Annotated in this window: 19 protein-coding genes and 1 riboswitch; of the genes, 13 read left to right on the top strand and 6 right to left on the bottom strand. The window is 47.5% G+C overall.

Going from position 1 to position 19,081, the window contains the following annotated elements; translation table 11 throughout:
* Window positions 1-37 precede the first annotated feature (37 nt).
* On the bottom strand, window positions 38-1,957 hold the full coding sequence (gene yoaA, locus ACKPVM_RS05960) for a DNA repair helicase YoaA (RefSeq protein ID WP_409307732.1): 1,920 nt from the start codon (window positions 1,955-1,957) through the stop codon (window positions 38-40).
* A 188-nt stretch (window positions 1,958-2,145) separates the two neighbouring features.
* Between yoaA and ACKPVM_RS05955 the strand changes: the two genes are divergently transcribed.
* Window positions 2,146-2,490 (top strand): RidA family protein, encoded by a 345-nt coding sequence (locus ACKPVM_RS05955; protein WP_409307731.1) that lies wholly within the window; start codon window positions 2,146-2,148, stop codon window positions 2,488-2,490.
* Window positions 2,491-2,531: 41 nt separating this feature from the next.
* Here the strand turns inward: ACKPVM_RS05955 and ACKPVM_RS05950 are convergent, their stop codons facing one another.
* Window positions 2,532-2,774, bottom strand: a complete 243-nt coding sequence (locus tag ACKPVM_RS05950; RefSeq protein WP_409307729.1) for a YoaH family protein — start codon at window positions 2,772-2,774, stop codon at window positions 2,532-2,534.
* Window positions 2,775-2,898: 124 nt separating this feature from the next.
* Here ACKPVM_RS05950 and pabB point away from each other — a divergent pair, with 124 nt between their 5' ends.
* From pabB to sdaA, 3 genes are all read left to right on the top strand, one after another.
* Complete coding sequence (pabB, locus tag ACKPVM_RS05945; RefSeq protein ID WP_409307728.1) at window positions 2,899-4,281, top strand: aminodeoxychorismate synthase component 1; 1,383 nt, start codon at window positions 2,899-2,901, stop codon at window positions 4,279-4,281.
* 56 nt (window positions 4,282-4,337) lie between these two features.
* Complete coding sequence (locus ACKPVM_RS05940; protein WP_409307726.1) at window positions 4,338-4,928, top strand: CoA pyrophosphatase; 591 nt, start codon at window positions 4,338-4,340, stop codon at window positions 4,926-4,928.
* Between the two features lie 139 nt (window positions 4,929-5,067).
* Window positions 5,068-6,432, top strand: a complete 1,365-nt coding sequence (gene sdaA, locus ACKPVM_RS05935) for an L-serine ammonia-lyase (protein WP_409307725.1) — start codon at window positions 5,068-5,070, stop codon at window positions 6,430-6,432.
* Window positions 6,433-6,533: 101 nt separating this feature from the next.
* Here sdaA and ACKPVM_RS05930 read toward each other — a convergent pair whose 3' ends face one another.
* The gene (locus ACKPVM_RS05930; RefSeq protein ID WP_409307723.1) at window positions 6,534-8,087 is read right to left on the bottom strand and encodes a TerC family protein; all 1,554 of its coding nucleotides are present in this window, start codon (window positions 8,085-8,087) and stop codon (window positions 6,534-6,536) included.
* Window positions 8,088-8,708: 621 nt separating this feature from the next.
* Between ACKPVM_RS05930 and manX the strand changes: the two genes are divergently transcribed.
* From manX to mntP, 5 genes are all read left to right on the top strand, one after another.
* Complete coding sequence (manX, locus tag ACKPVM_RS05925) at window positions 8,709-9,668, top strand: PTS mannose transporter subunit IIAB (protein ID WP_409307722.1); 960 nt, start codon at window positions 8,709-8,711, stop codon at window positions 9,666-9,668.
* A gap of 97 nt (window positions 9,669-9,765) precedes the next feature.
* Window positions 9,766-10,563 (top strand): PTS mannose/fructose/sorbose transporter subunit IIC, encoded by a 798-nt coding sequence (locus ACKPVM_RS05920; RefSeq protein WP_409307720.1) that lies wholly within the window; start codon window positions 9,766-9,768, stop codon window positions 10,561-10,563.
* A 13-nt stretch (window positions 10,564-10,576) separates the two neighbouring features.
* Window positions 10,577-11,419: a PTS mannose transporter subunit IID gene (locus tag ACKPVM_RS05915; protein ID WP_409307719.1), complete on the top strand. Its 843-nt coding sequence runs from the start codon at window positions 10,577-10,579 to the stop codon at window positions 11,417-11,419.
* Window positions 11,420-11,531: 112 nt separating this feature from the next.
* Entirely contained in the window at window positions 11,532-11,990 is a 459-nt protein-coding gene (locus ACKPVM_RS05910; protein ID WP_409307717.1) for a DUF986 family protein, read from the top strand.
* 196 nt (window positions 11,991-12,186) lie between these two features.
* Window positions 12,187-12,389, top strand: a riboswitch (yybP-ykoY riboswitch).
* A gap of 7 nt (window positions 12,390-12,396) precedes the next feature.
* On the top strand, window positions 12,397-12,969 hold the full coding sequence (gene mntP / locus ACKPVM_RS05905) for a manganese efflux pump MntP (protein WP_409307715.1): 573 nt from the start codon (window positions 12,397-12,399) through the stop codon (window positions 12,967-12,969).
* A 114-nt stretch (window positions 12,970-13,083) separates the two neighbouring features.
* Here the strand turns inward: mntP and rlmA are convergent, their stop codons facing one another.
* The 3 genes from rlmA to ACKPVM_RS05890 all read right to left on the bottom strand — a co-directional run bounded on the left by rlmA (window position 13,084) and on the right by ACKPVM_RS05890 (window position 14,456).
* Complete coding sequence (gene rlmA / locus ACKPVM_RS05900; RefSeq protein WP_409307713.1) at window positions 13,084-13,896, bottom strand: 23S rRNA (guanine(745)-N(1))-methyltransferase; 813 nt, start codon at window positions 13,894-13,896, stop codon at window positions 13,084-13,086.
* Between the two features lie 194 nt (window positions 13,897-14,090).
* Window positions 14,091-14,300, bottom strand: a complete 210-nt coding sequence (gene cspE / locus ACKPVM_RS05895) for a transcription antiterminator/RNA stability regulator CspE (RefSeq protein WP_005968829.1) — start codon at window positions 14,298-14,300, stop codon at window positions 14,091-14,093.
* A gap of 39 nt (window positions 14,301-14,339) precedes the next feature.
* Window positions 14,340-14,456, bottom strand: coding sequence for a DUF2627 domain-containing protein (locus ACKPVM_RS05890; protein ID WP_109054991.1), 117 nt, complete (start codon window positions 14,454-14,456; stop codon window positions 14,340-14,342).
* Window positions 14,457-15,481: 1,025 nt separating this feature from the next.
* Between ACKPVM_RS05890 and ACKPVM_RS05885 the strand changes: the two genes are divergently transcribed.
* Genes ACKPVM_RS05885 through ACKPVM_RS05870 form a run of 4 tightly spaced genes read left to right on the top strand, consistent with a single transcriptional unit; the run spans window position 15,482 to window position 18,994 of the window.
* Window positions 15,482-16,396 carry a metal ABC transporter substrate-binding protein gene (locus ACKPVM_RS05885; protein WP_409307711.1) on the top strand — a complete coding sequence of 305 codons (915 nt, stop codon included), beginning with the start codon at window positions 15,482-15,484 and terminating at the stop codon, window positions 16,394-16,396.
* On the top strand, window positions 16,393-17,283 hold the full coding sequence (locus tag ACKPVM_RS05880) for a manganese/iron ABC transporter ATP-binding protein (RefSeq protein WP_409307709.1): 891 nt from the start codon (window positions 16,393-16,395) through the stop codon (window positions 17,281-17,283). The genes ACKPVM_RS05885 and ACKPVM_RS05880 overlap by 4 nt, the downstream gene beginning before the upstream one ends.
* Entirely contained in the window at window positions 17,283-18,146 is an 864-nt protein-coding gene (locus tag ACKPVM_RS05875; RefSeq protein WP_409307707.1) for a metal ABC transporter permease, read from the top strand. The genes ACKPVM_RS05880 and ACKPVM_RS05875 overlap by 1 nt, the downstream gene beginning before the upstream one ends.
* On the top strand, window positions 18,143-18,994 hold the full coding sequence (locus tag ACKPVM_RS05870; RefSeq protein WP_409307705.1) for a metal ABC transporter permease: 852 nt from the start codon (window positions 18,143-18,145) through the stop codon (window positions 18,992-18,994). Before ACKPVM_RS05875 ends, ACKPVM_RS05870 begins: the two co-directional genes overlap by 4 nt.
* Window positions 18,995-19,081 lie beyond the last annotated feature (87 nt).

The following is a 19,081-nucleotide window of genomic DNA, read 5'->3' as shown; positions in this document are numbered from 1 at the left end:
TCATCACATGGCGTTGCCTATTGTGTCTCTGTTTCCGCTACGCTTTGCGTGTAAGAAATTCAATGGCCTGTGTGATATCTCGCGTCCGAGGCGCAGGCGGCAGACTATTAAGGAAGACTGAGCCGTAAGGTCGCATCACTAACCGACTATCGCAAATAACCAATACGCCACGATCGTCAGTATCACGAATCAGCCGACCAACGCCCTGCTTTAAGGTAATCACGGCATCGGGAAGTTGAACATCATCGAATGGCTCTCCGCCACGCAAACGACAATCTTCAATACGCGCTTTTAATAACGGATCATCGGGTGAGGTGAAAGGCAGCTTGTCAATGATGACACAGGACAATGTGTCACCACGGACATCAACTCCCTCCCAAAAACTGCTGGTTGCCACCAGAAGCGCATTACCTGCCGACACAAACTGTGACAAAAGCTGAGCTTTCCCCGTTTCGCCCTGCAACAATACGGGCAATGTCAGCGCGGCACGAAATTCAGCGGCTAAATCGCGCATCATTTGGTGCGATGTGCATAACATAAAACAGCGTCCCTGATTGGCCTCAATCAGAGGACACAATAAGGCTGCCAATTTACGCGCGGCACCTGGTTGATTCGTTTCCGGCAAATAGCGAGGCACACAAAGCAACGCTTGACTGGCGTAGTCAAACGGGCTTGGCAACAATAATGTATCTGCCGCATCCAGACCGAGTCGGTCAGTAAAATGCTTGAGTTGCTCGTTAACGGATAGCGTCGCGGAGGTAAATACCCATGCCCCCGGTTTTTCTTTCATCAAATCACGAAAGCGATCGGCAACAGAAAGTGGCGTGAGTGCCAATATAAAATGGCGGGAATGACATTCGTACCAGTAGCTGTAACCCGGTTGTTGAACATCCCGTAAGCGTTTTAACCGACTACGATATAACGTGGCTCGCTCAAAAGCGGCATCAAGCAGCGCAGATCGCCCCAATGAAAGTTTGGCAACGTCGTAGCAGAGTTCCAGCGCATCATCCAACAGCACAAGCGCACGCTGAACATTTGGCTGATTAAGCACTTCCCGCAAATTGCCTCGAAAACCAGGATCGCCGAGCGCCAAACGGAAATCCTGTGCGCTCTGACTCAGACGATCGGCGCTTTTTTGTAACTGTGCGGCATCCCGCACTTCCGTGCGGTAAGCGATAATGATGTCTTTTGCCAGATCCATAAGTTGGCGACTGGAAAGTTGTTGACCAAAATACTGGCTGGCAATGTCAGGGATCTGATGTGCCTCATCGAAAATAACAACATCACTTTCCGGAATCAGCTCGGCAAACCCACTCTCTTTTACCACCATATCGGCCAGATAAAGATGATGGTTCACCACCACCACATCCGCATCCATCGCCTTACGCCGAGCTTTAACCACAAAGCATTCTTTATAACGGGGACAATCACTGCCCAAACAATTGTCATTCGTGCTGGTAACCAAAGGCCAGATTTGGCTATCTTCGGCTACCCCAGCACAGGTTGTCACATCGCCTTCCGTGGTTTCGGAAGACCAGCCCCTTAGCCGAACTAATTCACTGAGCAACTCCGCGGGTAAGTCGCCTCCCGCCAACGATTGCTGATCGAGACGTTCAAGGCACAGATAGTTGGAGCGACCTTTTAGCAGCGCCAGTTTACCTTTGTATTTCAGCGCCTGAGCGACGGTAGGTAAATCCCGACTATAAAGCTGATCCTGTAAGGCCTTCGACCCCGTCGAAATAATCACTTTTTTATCTGACCGCAAGGCCGGAGCCAAATACGCATAGGTTTTCCCGGTACCGGTTCCTGCTTCTACTACTAACGCCTGTTTACGGTTAATGGCATGTAGAACCGCCTGTGCCATTTGTCGCTGTGGCTCACGCGGTTTAAACCCGCTAATCGCCTTGGCCAGGGCCCCATCGGTTGCAAAATCATCTATTACACGATCGCTTGTCACGCTGTCTCTCTTTAATCAAGTTCAGACTACCAGCGCTATCCCAAGACGCCGCCGGGCTGATTATGCCAAGACTCCCGTATTGCTACCACCCTAAATCTGACTCAGCATCCTCAGAGAAACCCGTGGGTTATTAAAGATTATGTTACGCTTAGCCTCCACATTTCCCCAAAAATGGAGACTCCTCTTTCATGTCAATTCAGAGAATTCAACCTGAAGACCGTTGGTCAGATGCCGTGATCCACAACAACACGCTGTATTACACCAGCGTGCCGGAAAATTTGGATGGTGACGCGCACGCCCAAACAGAAAATGCGCTGGCTACGCTGGATGCCATTCTGGCACAGGCGGGAACGGACAAAAGCCGACTTTTGGATGTCACGATCTTTTTAGCCGACGCCAATGATTTTGCTGCGATGAATACCGCATGGGACGCCTGGGTCGTTGCGGGTAGCGCCCCCGTGCGTTGCACCGTCCAGGCAAAATTGATGAATCCAAAATTTAAAATCGAAATCAAAGCCATTGCGGCAGTATAAACCTGGAATAACCGTTTTACCGCATACTGGGGGAAGTTCGCTCAGCGTTCTTCCTCTTCTTCACCGTCGTCAAACGTACTGTTGCACTCCTCTGAAGCATTGTCGGAGGTATCATCATCATCGAACATCACCGTGACGTTGTCACCTTTATGCGTTGCACGAATCTCTTCTGCAACAAGCGCGATGGCTTCTCCACTGCTTAATCCCTGAGACATCAGTTCCTGAATACGTTCTACCGCGTCTTGTTGCTGTTGATGTGTTAATGCGGGCATGCCTGCAATCATGATAAGTTCCTGGTCGCTAATGTGTCGCGTATCATCGCATGTCGTCTCAGCCATACACCAGCAGTTATGGATTGTGATACGCTAACCAAACAAATAAAAACGACGTAAACATCACCTGCCAAGCATGAAATCATATAAAAATAGCTCAAGCTCGACCTGTGTCTATCATTCACTCCCTTATCAACCCGATGCGCTACTGACGCACTTTGCGCCTTTTTCTCAACAGCCATGGGCGATGATATTACATTCAGGATTTGCCGATCATCCACACAACCGTTTTGACATTATGGTTGCCGATCCGCGAGTTACGCTTTCTACTCATGGAAAACAAACCGCGATTACGCGAGCGGGAAACACACAGTTAACGGAGGGCGATCCGTTCATGCTCTTGCAGCAAGAATTGGATCGCCTAGATATTTCAGTAGAAACACATTCCGACCTTCCCTTTCAGGGAGGCGCACTTGGCCTATTTGGTTACGACTTGGGTCGTTGTATTGAAGCTCTTCCCGTGCAGGCAGAACAGGACATCGCCTTACCCGACATGGCCGTTGGCCTTTATGACTGGGCGTTGGTCGCCGATCATCATCAGCAAACTTTAACCTTGATCGTTCACGGTTCCCTTCAGGCGCGTCTGGCGTGGTTATTTTCACCGCCAGAGTATGCTTATAGGACGGCATTTCGGCTCAGTACCCCTTGGCATGCCAATATGTCCCGCGAAGAATACGGTGAGAAATTCCGCAAGATACAGGATTATCTGCTGGCGGGAGATTGCTATCAGGTCAATTTAGCGCAACGATTTAGCGCCGATTATGAAGGGGATGAATGGCAAGCATTTCTGCAACTTTCGGCTGGTAATCAGGCTCCTTTTTCTGCGTTCATCCGTCTACCAAACAATACCGTCATCAGCGTTTCTCCTGAACGTTTCCTATGGCTAGAGAATCATCATATTCAAACCAGACCCATCAAGGGGACACTTCCCCGTCTGGCCGACAAAGATGAAGATACATTGCAGGCGGATCGTCTATCTCGTTCGGAAAAAGATCGCTCAGAAAACCTCATGATCGTGGATTTACTGCGCAACGATATCGGCCGCGTCGCTGAGCCCGGTAGCGTCCATGTACCAGAATTGTTCGTAGTTGAGCCTTTTCCTGCGGTTCATCATCTGGTGAGTACGATTGAAGCACGACTACCACGGACCTGCCATGCCAGTACACTACTGCGAGCCTGTTTCCCCGGCGGGTCCATTACTGGCGCGCCAAAAATCAGGGCGATGCAAATTATTGAAGAATTAGAACCTCAACGCCGTAATGCCTATTGTGGCAGTATTGGCTATCTTAGTTTCTGCGGAACGATGGACACCAACATCACCATCCGCACATTATTAACCGAGCGGGGAAAGATATACTGTTGGGCTGGCGGAGGTATTGTGGCCGACAGTCAGGAACAAGCGGAATATCAGGAAACGTTTGATAAACTTGGTCGTATTTTACCTTTATTAGATCATTAGCCAAACACTCAGGCAGCGTATCGTGAACCATTCAGCAATTCGTGAGTCATTCGACAATGGACAGAGAAAAAATATCCGCACCGTTTAATTTAGCGGAATTTATTACACGTTTTCAGTTACAAACATTGCAGCCCTGTTTCCCAGCATATCAATCGCGCCAGGCCGCTGTGCTGGTGCCGATCGTTTGCCGCGAGTCTCCCACGTTACTGTTAACTCGACGCGCATCAGGCATGCGAAAGCATGCTGGTCAGGTCGCGTTCCCTGGCGGGGCCGCCGATCGTGAAGATAGCTCGTTAATCGTCACGGCGCTGCGAGAAGCACAGGAGGAAGTCGCGATTCCGCCTCAAAATGTACACATTCTGGGTACATTGCCACCGGCCGATAGCGTCAGCGGTTTTCAGGTTACCCCGGTGATCGGGTTGATATCGCCCCAAACGCGTTTTCATGCCAACGAGAGTGAAGTCGCCGAATGGTTTGAAATGCCGATGGAAGATGCTTTAGCGCTGGCTCGCTATTACCCACTGGACATCGAGAGACAGGAAAAACGTCATCGCGTCTACCTTTCCTGGTATCGCCAGCAGTTTGTATGGGGATTAACGGCCGCCATTATCCGTCAACTCGCTCTGCATGTTTCGCACAATACTTAATAAGTTATATTGTGCGTTAGCATAAGTTTATTTCATGCGAAAAATAAAATTTTACGACATATGCCACACTACAATAGCGTCGTTTAACGAGTTTTATTCTACCTTTCAGGTATAACCTGCGCTTTTAAGGAGTTCCCGCGTGATCAGCGTTTTCGACATGTTTAAAATCGGTATTGGCCCCTCCAGCTCTCATACGGTCGGCCCGATGAAAGCCGGTAAACAATTTGTCGATGAATTAATACATCAGGGGCTGCTGGACTCGACTACGCGTATCGCTGTCGATGTCTACGGTTCACTGTCACTAACGGGAAAAGGTCACCATACCGATATCGCTATCATTATGGGGCTGGCTGGAAATATGCCCGATACCGTGGATATTGATGCTATACCGGGTTTTATCCGTGATGTTGAACAGCGCGAGCGTTTATTGTTGGCGTCAGGTCAACATGAAGTGGATTTCCCACGCGAAGGCGGTATGGTATTTCGCAGCGAGAATCTGCCGTTACATGAAAATGGCATGACGATTACCGCCTTTGCTGCAAGCAACGCGATTTATCGTAAAACCTATTATTCAATTGGCGGTGGGTTTATTGTTGATGAAGAAAATTTTGGTCAATCATCACTCACTGACGTTACCGTTCCTTACCCTTTCCATTCTGCAAAAGAGATGTTGGCACACTGCAAGCAAAGCGGGCTCTCTCTGTCTGGTATGGTCATGCGCAATGAACTCGCCTTGCACAGCCGTCAGGATATCGAAAACTACTTTTCAGATATCTGGCAAACCATGCGTGCTTGTATTGACCGCGGTATCAATACCGAAGGCGTCCTGCCCGGCCCATTGCGAGTTCCTCGTCGTGCTTCGGCACTACGCCGTATACTGGTTTCGTCGGATAAAAACTCCAACGATCCGATGAATGTGGTCGATTGGGTAAACATGTTTGCACTGGCAGTCAATGAAGAGAATGCTGCCGGGGGGCGCGTGGTAACCGCCCCGACAAATGGAGCATGTGGCATCGTTCCGGCTGTATTAGCCTATTATGATCACTTTATCGAGCCCGTAGGACCTGGCATCTACATTCGCTATTTTCTTGCGGCCGGCGCGATTGGTATCCTATACAAGATGAACGCATCAATTTCTGGCGCAGAAGTAGGCTGTCAGGGAGAGGTCGGTGTTGCCTGCTCAATGGCGGCAGCAGGGTTGGCTGAACTGATGGGCGCCAGTCCTGAACAGGTTTGCATCGCGGCAGAAATCGGGATGGAGCACAACCTTGGTCTCACCTGCGATCCCGTAGCGGGCCAGGTTCAAGTCCCCTGCATCGAACGTAATGCGATCGCCTCGGTGAAAGCCATTAACGCATCCCGCATGGCGATGCGCCGTACTAGCGAACCCCGCGTCTCTCTGGATAAAGTCATCGAAACGATGTACGAAACCGGTAAAGACATGAATGCCAAGTATCGTGAAACGTCACGTGGTGGTCTGGCAATTAAGGTTCAGTGCGATTAACCGTGCCTTATCTCCCCCAAATAGATAAAAATACGGCTTGCCCATTGGGCAAGCCGTATTCATTCACCACGGTATCACCTGAGGCAGAAGCACACACCGCGTTACAATGTGTCTTCTTCCTCCGTCTGATCGGTGATTTTTGCTACCTTCACCAGTTCAATACGGTATTCCGATACTTCAAGGATCTGAAAACGTAGCTGATGCAATTCGATGATTTCACCGACTTTGGGAAATTCATCGCTATGCGCCAGCAGCAACCCGGCCAATGATGCGTAATCCTCTGTCGGACTGACCAAATCGCTACTGTTAAGCACTTGCTGCAAGGAGTGCAAATCTGTCCCCCCCTTAACCAGCCAGCCGTCTCCCTCCGCCACAATATCCAGCGTTTCATCTTCATCAGGGAATTCACCGGCAATCGCTTCCAGCACGTCCAACGGCGTCACAACCCCTTGAATCACACCGAATTCATTACTCACCATGACCAGGCTCCCTTTGGCTCGACGCAATACAGGAAGCAGATTAATCACATCCAACGTTTCCGGTACGACAATCGGCTGGTTCGCCGCAGCAAAGCTTTCCACGTCAGAGTGAGATTCAAGCGCAACCAACAAATCTTTGGCACGTACCACACCGACGAGTTCATCCAGAGAACCCCGACAAACCGGGAATAGACTATGTGGCGTATCCAGCAATTGCAGGCGAATGTCTTCAATAGAACGTTCGCTGTCAACCCAGGAGATCTCTGTTCGCGGCGTCATAACACTACGCAGTGAACGGGATGCCAACGTCAGCACGCCGCTAATCATGTAGCGTTCTTCTTCTGCAAACGTCTCCGGCATAACTTTTTGCGGCTCGGTATCTTCCTCATCCGCCGTTTTCCGAGTTCCCATCAGCCGTAAGATCGCTTCGGCCGTGCGCTCCCGTAAAGGACGGCGCGACTGATGTTTCATGAAGTTATGTCGCGCAATCTGGTTAAACAACTCAATTAAGATAGAGAAACCAATTGCAGCGTACAGATAGCCTTTAGGAATATGGAAACCAAAACCTTCTGCTACCAAACTCAAGCCAATCATCAACAAGAAACTAAGGCACAGAACAACCACGGTTGGATGAGCGTTAACAAAATTGGTCAACGGTTTGGAGGCAATCAACATCACCCCCATCGCAATGATGACAGCCGTCATCATGACGCCAAGGTGATTAACCATTCCCACGGCCGTGATCACAGCATCCAGTGAGAACACCGCATCCAGCACGACAATTTGTGCGACTACCGCCCAGAAATTAGCATGTACGCGAGGCCCGTTATCATCATGCGATTTATTTTCAAGCCGTTCATGCAATTCCATGGTTGCCTTAAACAGCAAGAATAGCCCCCCGAAAAGCAAAATAAGATCGCGCCCAGAGAAACTGAACTCGCCTACGTGGAACAAAGGTCGAGTCAGCGTGACCATCCAGGAAATAAGCGATAGCAACCCCAGACGCATTAACAAAGCCAATGACAAACCAATAAGACGGGCTTTGTCTCGCTGCTTTGGCGGCAATTTATCGGCCAGGATGGCGATAAACACCAAATTGTCGATACCCAGAACAATTTCAAGTACCACCAGCGTCAACAAGCCTGCCCAGATTGAAGGATCCAGCAAAAATTCCATGTCAGACTCCGAAAAATGAACGAGCAGATGACTTCAATGTGTTATTTACATTGAATGGCAATAAAAAGAATTGGGATGAATCAGAATAACTCAGAGGGTGGTCAGAGAAACCAACCGAGTCCAGAAAACCACCAGCATAAGCGGGTAAACAGTTAACGTTTTGTCGGTGACAGTCCATGGGAAGGGCTGATGCCCAGTGCTCCTAAGTGATTAAACAGAAGATTACTTTAACAGGTTGTTAGACTTTTTCACAAAGATTTTCTTACACCCTTTTTGAGGATAATAAGCATCCGCCCCCTGTGATAACGCTTCCCTCAGGAGATATCTATCCATTTCAGACATAAGCGTTTTTAACTAATCAACATTAGAGCAACATCACACTATTTATTTTTTCGATGACTAAAATAAATCTGTCAAACCGTAGTGTTACGTTTGGTTGCCAGTGTTCACTCGCTGAATATGCTGAATTAACGGTGACATTATTTTCTGGATTAAGTAAGCAAGTTAGCTTCTTACGACCATACTGATACCGCGACGGTTAACTTTCAGTTCATGATCGTCAACCCTGTTTCCTGACACATTACACATTCAATTTGATCGTGAATAATGAGGAGGTAGCAAGTGAGTATTGCGATAATGTTATGCACTCACGGAGCCACTGCGGGGCCGCTGCTAAAAACGGCTGAAATGATCCTTGGCGAACAAAGTAACGTTGGCTGGATTGATTTCGTCCCCGGAGAAAACGCTGAAACGCTAATAGAAAAATATCAGGAGAAACTATCCCATTTAGACACGTCAAACGGTGTCTTGTTCTTGGTCGATACCTGGGGAGGCAGCCCGTTCAACGCCGCCAGTCGCCTAGTCACCGACAAAGAAAATTATGAAGTGATCGCCGGGGTTAATATTCCGATGTTAGCGGAAACCTTTATGGCCCGTGATGACAACCCGACCTTCACTGATTTGGTCGCCATTGCCCTTGAGGCGGGCAGAGATGGCGTAAAAGCACTCAAACAGCAGGCGACAGCCTCACCGTCAACCCCTCCTGCACCAGTAGCAAAAGCTGCCGCGCCCATTAGCGGCACAGGCGAACACATGAAAATCGGCTTAGCTCGCATTGATGACCGTTTAATCCATGGTCAGGTCGCTACCCGTTGGACCAAAGAAACCAATGTCGGGCGTATTATCGTTGTCAGCGATGAAGTCGCCGCCGATCATGTTCGTAAAACGCTATTAACTCAGGTCGCGCCTCCTGGGGTAACCGCGCATGTTGTTGATGTCGCTAAAGCCATTCGCGTTTACGACAACCCTAAATATGCCTCTGACCGCGTCATGTTTTTATTTACCAACCCGACCGATGTATTAACGCTGGTTGAAAATGGCGTGAAAATAACTTCGGTTAATATTGGAGGAATGGCATTTCGTCAGGGGAAAACCCAGGTAAATAATGCGGTCTCTATCGATGAAAAAGATATTGTCGCCTTCAAAGAACTGGATAAACGAGGAATTGAATTAGAAGTCAGGAAAGTATCAACAGATACTAAACTTAAGATGATGGACTTGATTAATAAAATGCCGCGTTAACGTCATCATTGCTTAATGCAATCATGAGTTAGCATGATCAATAAATATCGCTGTGTAACGATTTTTACTCAGAAACGTTTTCCATAGGAGAAGTACAATGGAGATTACAACACTTCAAATTGTGCTGATATTTATCGTAGCTTGTATCTCGGGGATGGGATCAATTCTGGATGAGTTCCAGTTCCATCGTCCATTAATTGCCTGTACGCTCATCGGCGCGGTTCTGGGCGATTTAAAAACCGGGATTATTATCGGTGGGACATTGGAGATGATCGCCTTAGGTTGGATGAATATCGGTGCAGCCGTCGCACCGGATGCGGCTCTGGCTTCTATCATATCAACCATCCTGGTCATTGCTGGTGGACAAAGTGTCGGCGCAGGGATCGCACTCGCTATCCCATTGGCCGCTGCCGGTCAGGTTCTGACCATTATCGTACGTACGATCACCGTTGCCTTTCAACATGCGGCAGACAGCGCCGCTGAACGAGGCAGTTTAAGCGCCATCAGTTGGCTTCATGTCTCAGCCCTGCTGCTTCAGGCAATGCGTATCGCGATTCCAGCCGTTATTGTCGCGGTCTCCGTGGGGACTGATGCGGTTCACGCCATGCTAAATTCGATTCCAGAAGTCGTCACTAGCGGCCTGAATATTGCGGGTGGCATGATTGTTGTCGTCGGTTATGCCATGGTCATCAATATGATGCGCGCAGGCTACCTGATGCCGTTCTTCTATCTCGGTTTCGTTACCGCTGCATTCACGAATTTCAACCTGGTTGCACTGGGCGTGATTGGTATTGTGATGGCCGTGCTGTATATCCAACTGAGTCCGAAATACAACAAGACTCAGGGACAGACCGTCGCTGCCAGCAACAACGATCTTGATAACGAACTGGATTAAGGGAGTGAGAGAAATGAGTCAATCAACTGAAGTGAAAAAGCTCACAGCCAGCGATATTCGCGCGGTATTTATTCGCTCTAACCTTTTCCAGGGGTCATGGAACTTCGAACGTATGCAGGCATTGGGATTCTGTTTTTCCATGGTGCCAGTCATCCGCCGTCTTTACCCTGAAAACTCGGAAGAACGTAAGCAGGCGATTAAACGCCATTTGGAATTTTTCAATACTCAACCTTTCGTGGCTGCGCCAGTTCTTGGCGTCACCATGGCCATGGAAGAACAGCGAGCCAACGGTGCACCCATTGATGACGGTGCCATTAACGGCCTTAAAGTCGGTCTCATGGGGCCATTGGCTGGTGTGGGCGACCCCATATTCTGGGGAACCGCACGCCCGGTATTTGCAGCGCTGGGGGCTGGAATCGCGATGAGCGGCAGCTTGTTAGGACCAATACTGTTCTTTGTGCTGTTTAATCTGGTTCGCCTGTTGGTCCGTTACTACGGTGTCGCTTACGGTTATCGGAAAGGTGTGGATATCGTTAATGACATGGGCGGCGGTTTCTTGCAGAAGATGACAGAAGCGGCCTCCATCCTGGGCTTGTTTGTTATGGGGGCGCTGGTTAACAAATGGACTCACGTTAACATACCGCTTGTCGTCTCCAGAGTGACTAACCAAAATGGAGAAACAACGGTAACTACCGTTCAGTCGATTCTCGATCAGCTCATGCCAGGCTTAATACCTTTATTGCTGACATTCGGCTGTATGTGGCTGCTCAGGCGAAAAGTGAACGCGCTATGGCTGATTGTCGGGTTCTTCGCCATTGGCATATTCGGTTATTGGATCGGTCTGCTTGGCGTATAATCCATCGAATGCCGGAGGGAAGACCTCCGGCATTTCTCTCGTTCTCGGTGTGTGCAACCGAGTTTATATCCCTACAACCTCTCAACACAAATAATCACTGATGGAGTTTTTCATGTCGTTTACGGATATTGTTTTGGTGATATTGATCGGATTAGCCATTCTTTATGCCATCTACGATGAATTCATCATGGATCGATTAAAAGGCAAAACGCAACTACGCGTTATCCTTAGACGAACCAGTCGATTAGATACACTCATTTTTATCGGTCTGGTGGGAATACTTATTTATCAAAACATCATCAATAATGGTGCGGTAATCACAACCTCGCTTTTACTTTTTTTAGCTTTCATGGCGTTTTATCTCGCTTATATTCGACGCCCCAAATTATTGTTTAAATCCACGGGGTTCTTTTATGCCAATATTTTTATTTATTATAACCGCATTAAAGGTATGAATTTATCTGAAGATGGCGTTCTGGTTATTGATTTAGAGAAAAGACGATTACTTATTCATGTAAGTCAAATCGATGATCTGGAAAAAATATATCATTTCATGATTGAGAATCAATAAGTTAAAAAAAGATAAAGAGGATGATAATAATCATTAACGATATCCATAACAAATCGATGGTATTTTAACCTTATCAACCCTGACGTTATTTTATACATTTTTCGATAGGGTTTATTTAAATGAAAATAATTATCAATTGCATCAATAACCCATAAAACTTTTATTGTTGTTTAATCCATAAATAATATGTTAAGGTTGCGCCGTCATTGGGGAGTAGCCGGTTTCTGATAAATAATTATTTGTCAGAAATGCTCGTATCAACATACTCGTTTTCGATCTACCTCAAGGTAGCTTAGACGTGGTGCGGGCGGCCGATGGGCAGGCGAGACCATAGACACGGGGATCATCATCTGGTTGGGGGTGATCTACGTGGATATGGAGAACCGTCCAGCCGAGGCTATTTAAAATGAACTTTTCAGCAACACTTATTCTTGCTTTTGGTATGTCTATGGATGCTTTTGCCGCTTCTATTGGTAAAGGTGCATCGCTACATAAACCCCGTTTTCGAGACGCTATTCGTACTGGCCTGATTTTTGGCATTATCGAGGCTATTACACCATTAATTGGTTGGGCTCTAGGCTTCTTTGCCAGCCAATATATCCTTGAATGGGATCATTGGGTTGCCTTTACTCTATTGGTTATTCTTGGCGGACGGATGATCCAGGAAGGCTTTAAAAAAGTCGATACCTGCCACTGCGAAAAAATTAAGAAACACAGTCTGGCGCTTTTAATTTGCACAGCCGTTGCCACCAGTCTTGATGCGATGGCAATTGGTGTTGGGCTCGCTTTTTTGCAGGTCAATATTTTCCATACCGCTATGGTGATTGGCATGGCTACGATGGTGATGGTGACACTAGGCATGTTGATTGGGCGCTATATCGGACCGCTGTTGGGCAAAAAAGCTGAAATTATAGGCGGTGTGGTACTCATCGGCATCGGCTGTAATATCCTTTATGAGCACATAGGCAACGTGGCCTAACGTTCCTGAGCATTTAAATAATGGGCCGATTCATTCATATCTGCCCATTATTTAACATTAAAACGCTCCCATCATAAAAACGATACACGTCATATTTCGAGTTAACGGGTATCGCTAAACACGCTGGTGTAGTCGGATGATAAAATCGGTTTCGCAGGTAAACTCCGCCAACGACTGCAAACGCTGACTAACCTGCGGCGTAGCCCGCCAGGCAAACGGCGTCATTTGTAACAAAGCGGCACTTTCCTGACCAGACAGTCTCATCGGATAAGCCAGCGAGTGTTGTTCCACCATATCAAAACCATCCAGCTTTTCATTTTTTACGGGGTGCAATTGCACCTCATCATAAACTTCAGCCTTGAGCTGATACAGATGGCGTGGCCCAGGCGATACCGTCATCACCCATCCACCCATTTTCACCGTTCGCAATAATTCCGTGTCGTTGCAAGGCGCATAAATCTTTAATATGGCATCAAGCGAACCATCATTAAATGGCAAACGCTGGCTTGACGCCACACAAAAATCGACGTTCCGATAGCGCTTTGCCGCCCTCAGAATAGCGGCTTTTGAAACATCAAGCCCATAAACAGCCATCTTTCTGCGTTGCATCAGGCGTGAAGCCAGATCCGCCGTGTAGTACCCTTCCCCACAACCGATATCAAGCAGTGCCGTTGCTTCGACTGATAATTTATCGTCAAGACGCTGTGTAACCCACTCTCTTAATGGGTGGTAATGCCCGGCATCCAGAAACATCCGGCGTGCTTGCATCATTTCAGCACTGTCGCCCGGTTGTCTGGAACGTTTGAATTGCACTGGGAGTAAATTAACGTAGCCTTCTTTTGCACAATCAAAACTGTGCTGGCCACATGACCATTGACGCGCACGCCGGAATAACGGCAGTTGGCAAAGTGGACACTGGTAAGACATTAGTCTCCCATCCTTATCCACCACATCTCATCATTCTGGATTTTCATTACCAAAAATATCTCAAGGTACACAACACATTATTTTCGGGAGAAACTTTTGGCATTAAGCCTATAACAGCGCGTAATACTCACTATCCGAAATTACAGAGAACAAAAAACCCGCACCATGGCGGGTTTTGCAACGGGAGCTGTAAATTACAGTGCAGTCACGTTTACTGCAGATGGGCCTTTCTGACCATCTTGAATTTCAAACTCTACGTTTTGGCCTTCAGCCAGGGTTTTGAAGCCATTACCTTGAATTGCAGAAAAATGTACGAATACATCTTTGCTACCGTCAGCCGGAGTGATGAAACCGAAGCCTTTAGACTCATTGAACCACTTAACCTGACCTTTAATCTTTGCCATTTCAAATATTTCCTTTAATTGTTTAAACCGCCAGAGGCGTTATACAGACAAACCAAAGTCGTTACTGCTTGAGGCACTAAGATAAGGATCGGCAGAGAAGCGGTATTCAACGCTAACGTTTGTACTCAAGTCTTCTTTACTGAAAATGCCATTCATATACAGAACTGTACCTCGTTTTACCCAGAAGCGTTATTACACACTATGTAATCGATGGCAAGCCATTTTTTATCAGTCATGGACATGCCGCACAGATCCGAGTCCTCAACGGCTTAGGAACAGACAATGACACGCTAAACTGTTCTATTGATGAGATTAAATACATCTTCATTTCATGGATCCAATTCATCATTTTTTGGTATATACCCAAAATAATTCAAGTGACCAAATCAGACGGGCAGCGTTGAGCTCACCTAGCAACGCCCCCCAACGGGGCGAGTAACGAACATCGGCAACTTGAATGGTTTAGTACAATATCTGTTCGTTTAAATAACAGTTAATAATTATTATCACTGTTGGGTTTTACACATATTGGTGATGGGAACCAAGTATCGCGGCAGCATAACCATACCTTATAGAAATATCAGCTATCGATTCCTATTATCACGCTCATTTTTAGATTTCTGGTTTCATACCAAATAAGAAATGAAAATTATTTTCATGCCGACGTTCGTTATTACATCCTTAATTAATCAACTTGCAACATCACCACAAATAACACAGCCAACACGACCAGTAAAATTATGCTCGCCAGTTTCCAGCGGCGCTCTGATTTTGTGCTCATAACTTTCCTATACCTTCTTCCTGATAAAATACGTCGCGTATTTACTTTACCTACCATTTATCGGCAGGTTTGAGTGTTTCGTTAGTTTATCTCCCTATGTTTTGTGCCGTTTTTATGTCATCGTCTATACTGATTAGTCTCTGGCTCCACAAAAGCGTGAATTATCTTCATTAGTGTTATCGCTACGTTGCAATGTTGATTGTTATTCTTTAAATTAGAATGCGTTATTTGTTATCAGAGGAACATTATGAGCGCTTTGCTCAGCAGCACAGGCCTACAAACAGCCATCACTCATGTCGCCGGACACCTTACCCCTTCGTTACGCTTATCTGCCCCTTGACTTAAATGATATTGATAATTATTCTCATATAACACATTCACGCTTTGTAAGGATATTTGCATGATCGGTTTCCAGGTCTCTCTCTCTCCCCTCCTGCGACGTATTGCCTTGCCGTGCGCTTTATTCCTATTCGCCAGTAGCTATACGCAAGCAGCAGAAAAACTCAAAGTCGTCACCACCTTTACGATTATTCAGGACATTGCACAAAATATTGCCGGTGATGCCGCGACGGTAGAATCGATTACCAAACCGGGCGCAGAGATCCATGATTATCAACCGACGCCACGCGATATCGTCAAAGCACAGTCTGCCCAATTGATACTGTGGAATGGTATGAACCTGGAGCGTTGGTTTGAGCGTTTCTTTGAAAACGTCAAGGATGTCCCTGCCGTCGTTGTCACCGAAGGCATTACGCCACTCCCTATCCGAGAAGGCGCTTACAACGGGAATCCTAATCCTCACGCCTGGATGTCACCCTCTAATGCATTAATTTACATTGAGAATATTCGTGCCGGGTTGGTGAAATACGATCCCGCCAATGCCGAAACCTATAATCGCAATGCGAAAGCCTACGCAGAAAAAATCAAAGCGATCGATTCGCCGTTGCGTGAACGCCTTTCTCGCATCGCTGAACAACACCGTTGGCTGGTAACCAGTGAAGGTGCCTTCAGCTATCTGGCGAAAGATTATCAATTTAATGAAGTGTATCTGTGGCCCATTAATGCGGATGAGCAAGGTTCACCACAGCAGGTTCGTCGTGTGATCGATACCGTGCGTGAAAAGCAGATCCCCGTGGTATTTAGCGAAAGCACGGTGTCAGACAAACCAGCAAAACAAGTCAGTAAAGAGACTGGTGCCAAATATGGCGGCGTCCTTTATGTTGACTCGTTGTCAAATGAAAAAGGCCCGGTTCCTACCTACATTGATTTGCTAAATGTCACGGTAGAAACCATCGCCAAGGGATTTGATCAATGAGTAGTCAGGCAGCATCACAATCGTTAGATGTCAATGATGTCTCTGTCACCTATAGCAATGGGCATCAGGCGATACGCCATGCCTCATTTTCGCTGAATGGCGGGACAATTTGTGCGTTGGTTGGCGTCAACGGCAGCGGAAAATCCACGCTATTCAAAAGTATTATGGGGCTAGTTAAGCCTACCACCGGACAGGTTCTTCTTAATCAGAAGCCCATTTTGCAGGCATTAAAACAAAATCTGGTTGCTTATGTTCCACAGACCGAAGACGTGGACTGGAACTTCCCAGTATTGGTTTCCGATGTCGTCATGATGGGTCGCTATGGGAAGATGAATTTTCTACGGATCCCAAGCCAGCAGGATCGCGCTATCGTTGCCGAATCATTAGAACGCGTAGGGCTTTCTGCCCTACGCCAGCGCCAGATAGGTGAATTATCCGGGGGGCAGAAAAAACGCGTATTCCTTGCTCGTGCTCTGGCGCAACAAGGTAGCGTCCTGCTTCTGGATGAGCCATTTACCGGCGTGGATGTCAAAACCGAAAATGCCATTATCGATCTGCTTCGCACGCTGCGTGATGAAGGACATTTGATTCTGGTGGCCACTCATAATCTTGGGAGCGTACCTGAATTTTGCGATAACGTGATCTTAGTTAATCGAACTGTACTGGCGGCAGGACCGACACACAGCACATTCACCCAAAGCAATTTGGAAAAAACCTTTGGTGGTGTATTGCGCCACATCAACCTTGGTGGCCCTCACCTCCACGATGATGACGATGTCCGCTCCGTGACAGTGCTGACCGACGATGAACGCCCGGCTGTTTTCTATGGTTCAACCAAGAGCGATCCTCCTGCTTTGCGTTCTGCCAGTGAGGAGAAGAAAGACTAATGGTCGACATTTTATTGCAACCGTTTAGCTATAACTACATGGTTAAAGCTATCTGGGTCAGCGCGATTGTAGGCGGCGTATGTGCTTTTCTTTCAGCATATCTCATGCTGAAAGGCTGGTCGTTAATGGGCGATGCGTTATCACACTCGGTGGTCCCTGGTGTGGCAGGTGCTTATGCGCTTGGCTTACCCTATGCTGCTGGTGCGTTTTTCACCGGTATGCTGGCCGCATTAGCCATGACGCTGATTCGGCATATTACCCGACTGCGCGAAGACGCGATTATTGGCTTTATTTTTTCCACATTCTTTGCCGTTGGCTTGTTAATTATTTCTCTCAACCCGACGTCGGTGAACGTTCAATCCATCATATTCGGTAACATCCTTGGTATCGCCGATGAAGATGTGCTTCAGGTCGAAATCATCATTGGTATCACATTCGTCATTCTGTGCCTGTTATGGAAGGATCTGTTAGCCGTGTTTTTCGATGAAAACCACGCAAGATCGATTGGATTGTCGCCACTGAAACTGAAAATTCTATTTTTTACCCTTCTGAGTGCCTGTACTGTCGCCGCCTTGCAAACGGTTGGGGCAATACTGGTCATTGCGATGGTCATTACCCCCGGTGCGACCGCCTATCTTCTCACCGACCGATTTGAACGCTTAGTGCTCATTGCCATCGCTTTAGGGGCTATTACGAGCGCCACGGGGGCGTATCTGAGTTTTTTCCTCGACGGAGCCACTGGCGGTGTGATTGTCACACTACAAACGCTTGTCTTCCTGTTGGCGTTTTTATTCGCACCTAAGCATGGTCTACTCGCCTCACGCCATGCCAGGCGGCAAGATCAGGCCGGAGACGCACTATGAGCATACTTGTGAGTTGGTTAACGGAACCGCTTGCCTATCCATTTATGCAACGTGCACTCATCGCCGCCATTGTCACTGGAACGGTGTGTGCCATCTTGTCATGCTATCTAGTGTTAAAAGGTTGGTCGCTGATGGGAGATGCCATCTCTCATGCCGTACTACCCGGTATTGTTTTAGCATTTCTTCTTGGCATTCCACTGGTCATCGGGGCGTTCGTTTCCGGCATTTTCTGCGCCATCGCAACCGGCTATGTAAAAGAACACAGCCGGGTAAAAGAAGACACCGTTATGGGAATTATCTTTTCCGGCATGTTTGCATTGGGTTTAGTCATGTTCGCCCGAATCGATACCGATCAGCACTTAAACCATATTCTTTTTGGTAACGTTCTGGGAATTACGGGGCAGGAACTGACGCAAATCCTATTCATCGCTGGCGTCACTTTATCCATCATTCTGCTGAAACGTCGTGACTTCATGCTTTACTGTTTCGATCCCAATCATGCTCGTGTTATCGGCCTTCCCGTGAAATTGCTGCACTATGGATTACTCTGCCTGTTGGCTTTGACCATCGTGGCTTCCCTACAGGCAGTCGGGGTGATTTTGGTCATCGCTATGCTCATCGCACCGGGCATTATTGCCTTCATGATCTGTAAACGTTTCGATCGTATGTTGCTATTAGCAACCTTGGTTTCAGTGGTGTCTTGTATTGCAGGGACGTTAATCAGTTTCCATATTGATGGGGCGACCGGCCCTTGTATCGTCCTGGTTCAGGCATTGTTCTTCACTTTGGCATTGATTTATCACCAGTGGAAACTACGAAAAAGCACCATCGCGGCCACACCGGCATAAAACAGACGTTTTCTGACTATTAAAGATGCAGGGAGTAACGCCCTCCCTGCAACACCACTACAAAAGCCGATGGCATATACCCAAAAT

The organism is Pectobacterium hainanensis, assembly GCF_046237015.1.
GTDB lineage: Bacteria > Pseudomonadota > Gammaproteobacteria > Enterobacterales > Enterobacteriaceae > JBJYIN01.
This window is presented reverse-complemented; position numbering and strand designations above follow the sequence as displayed.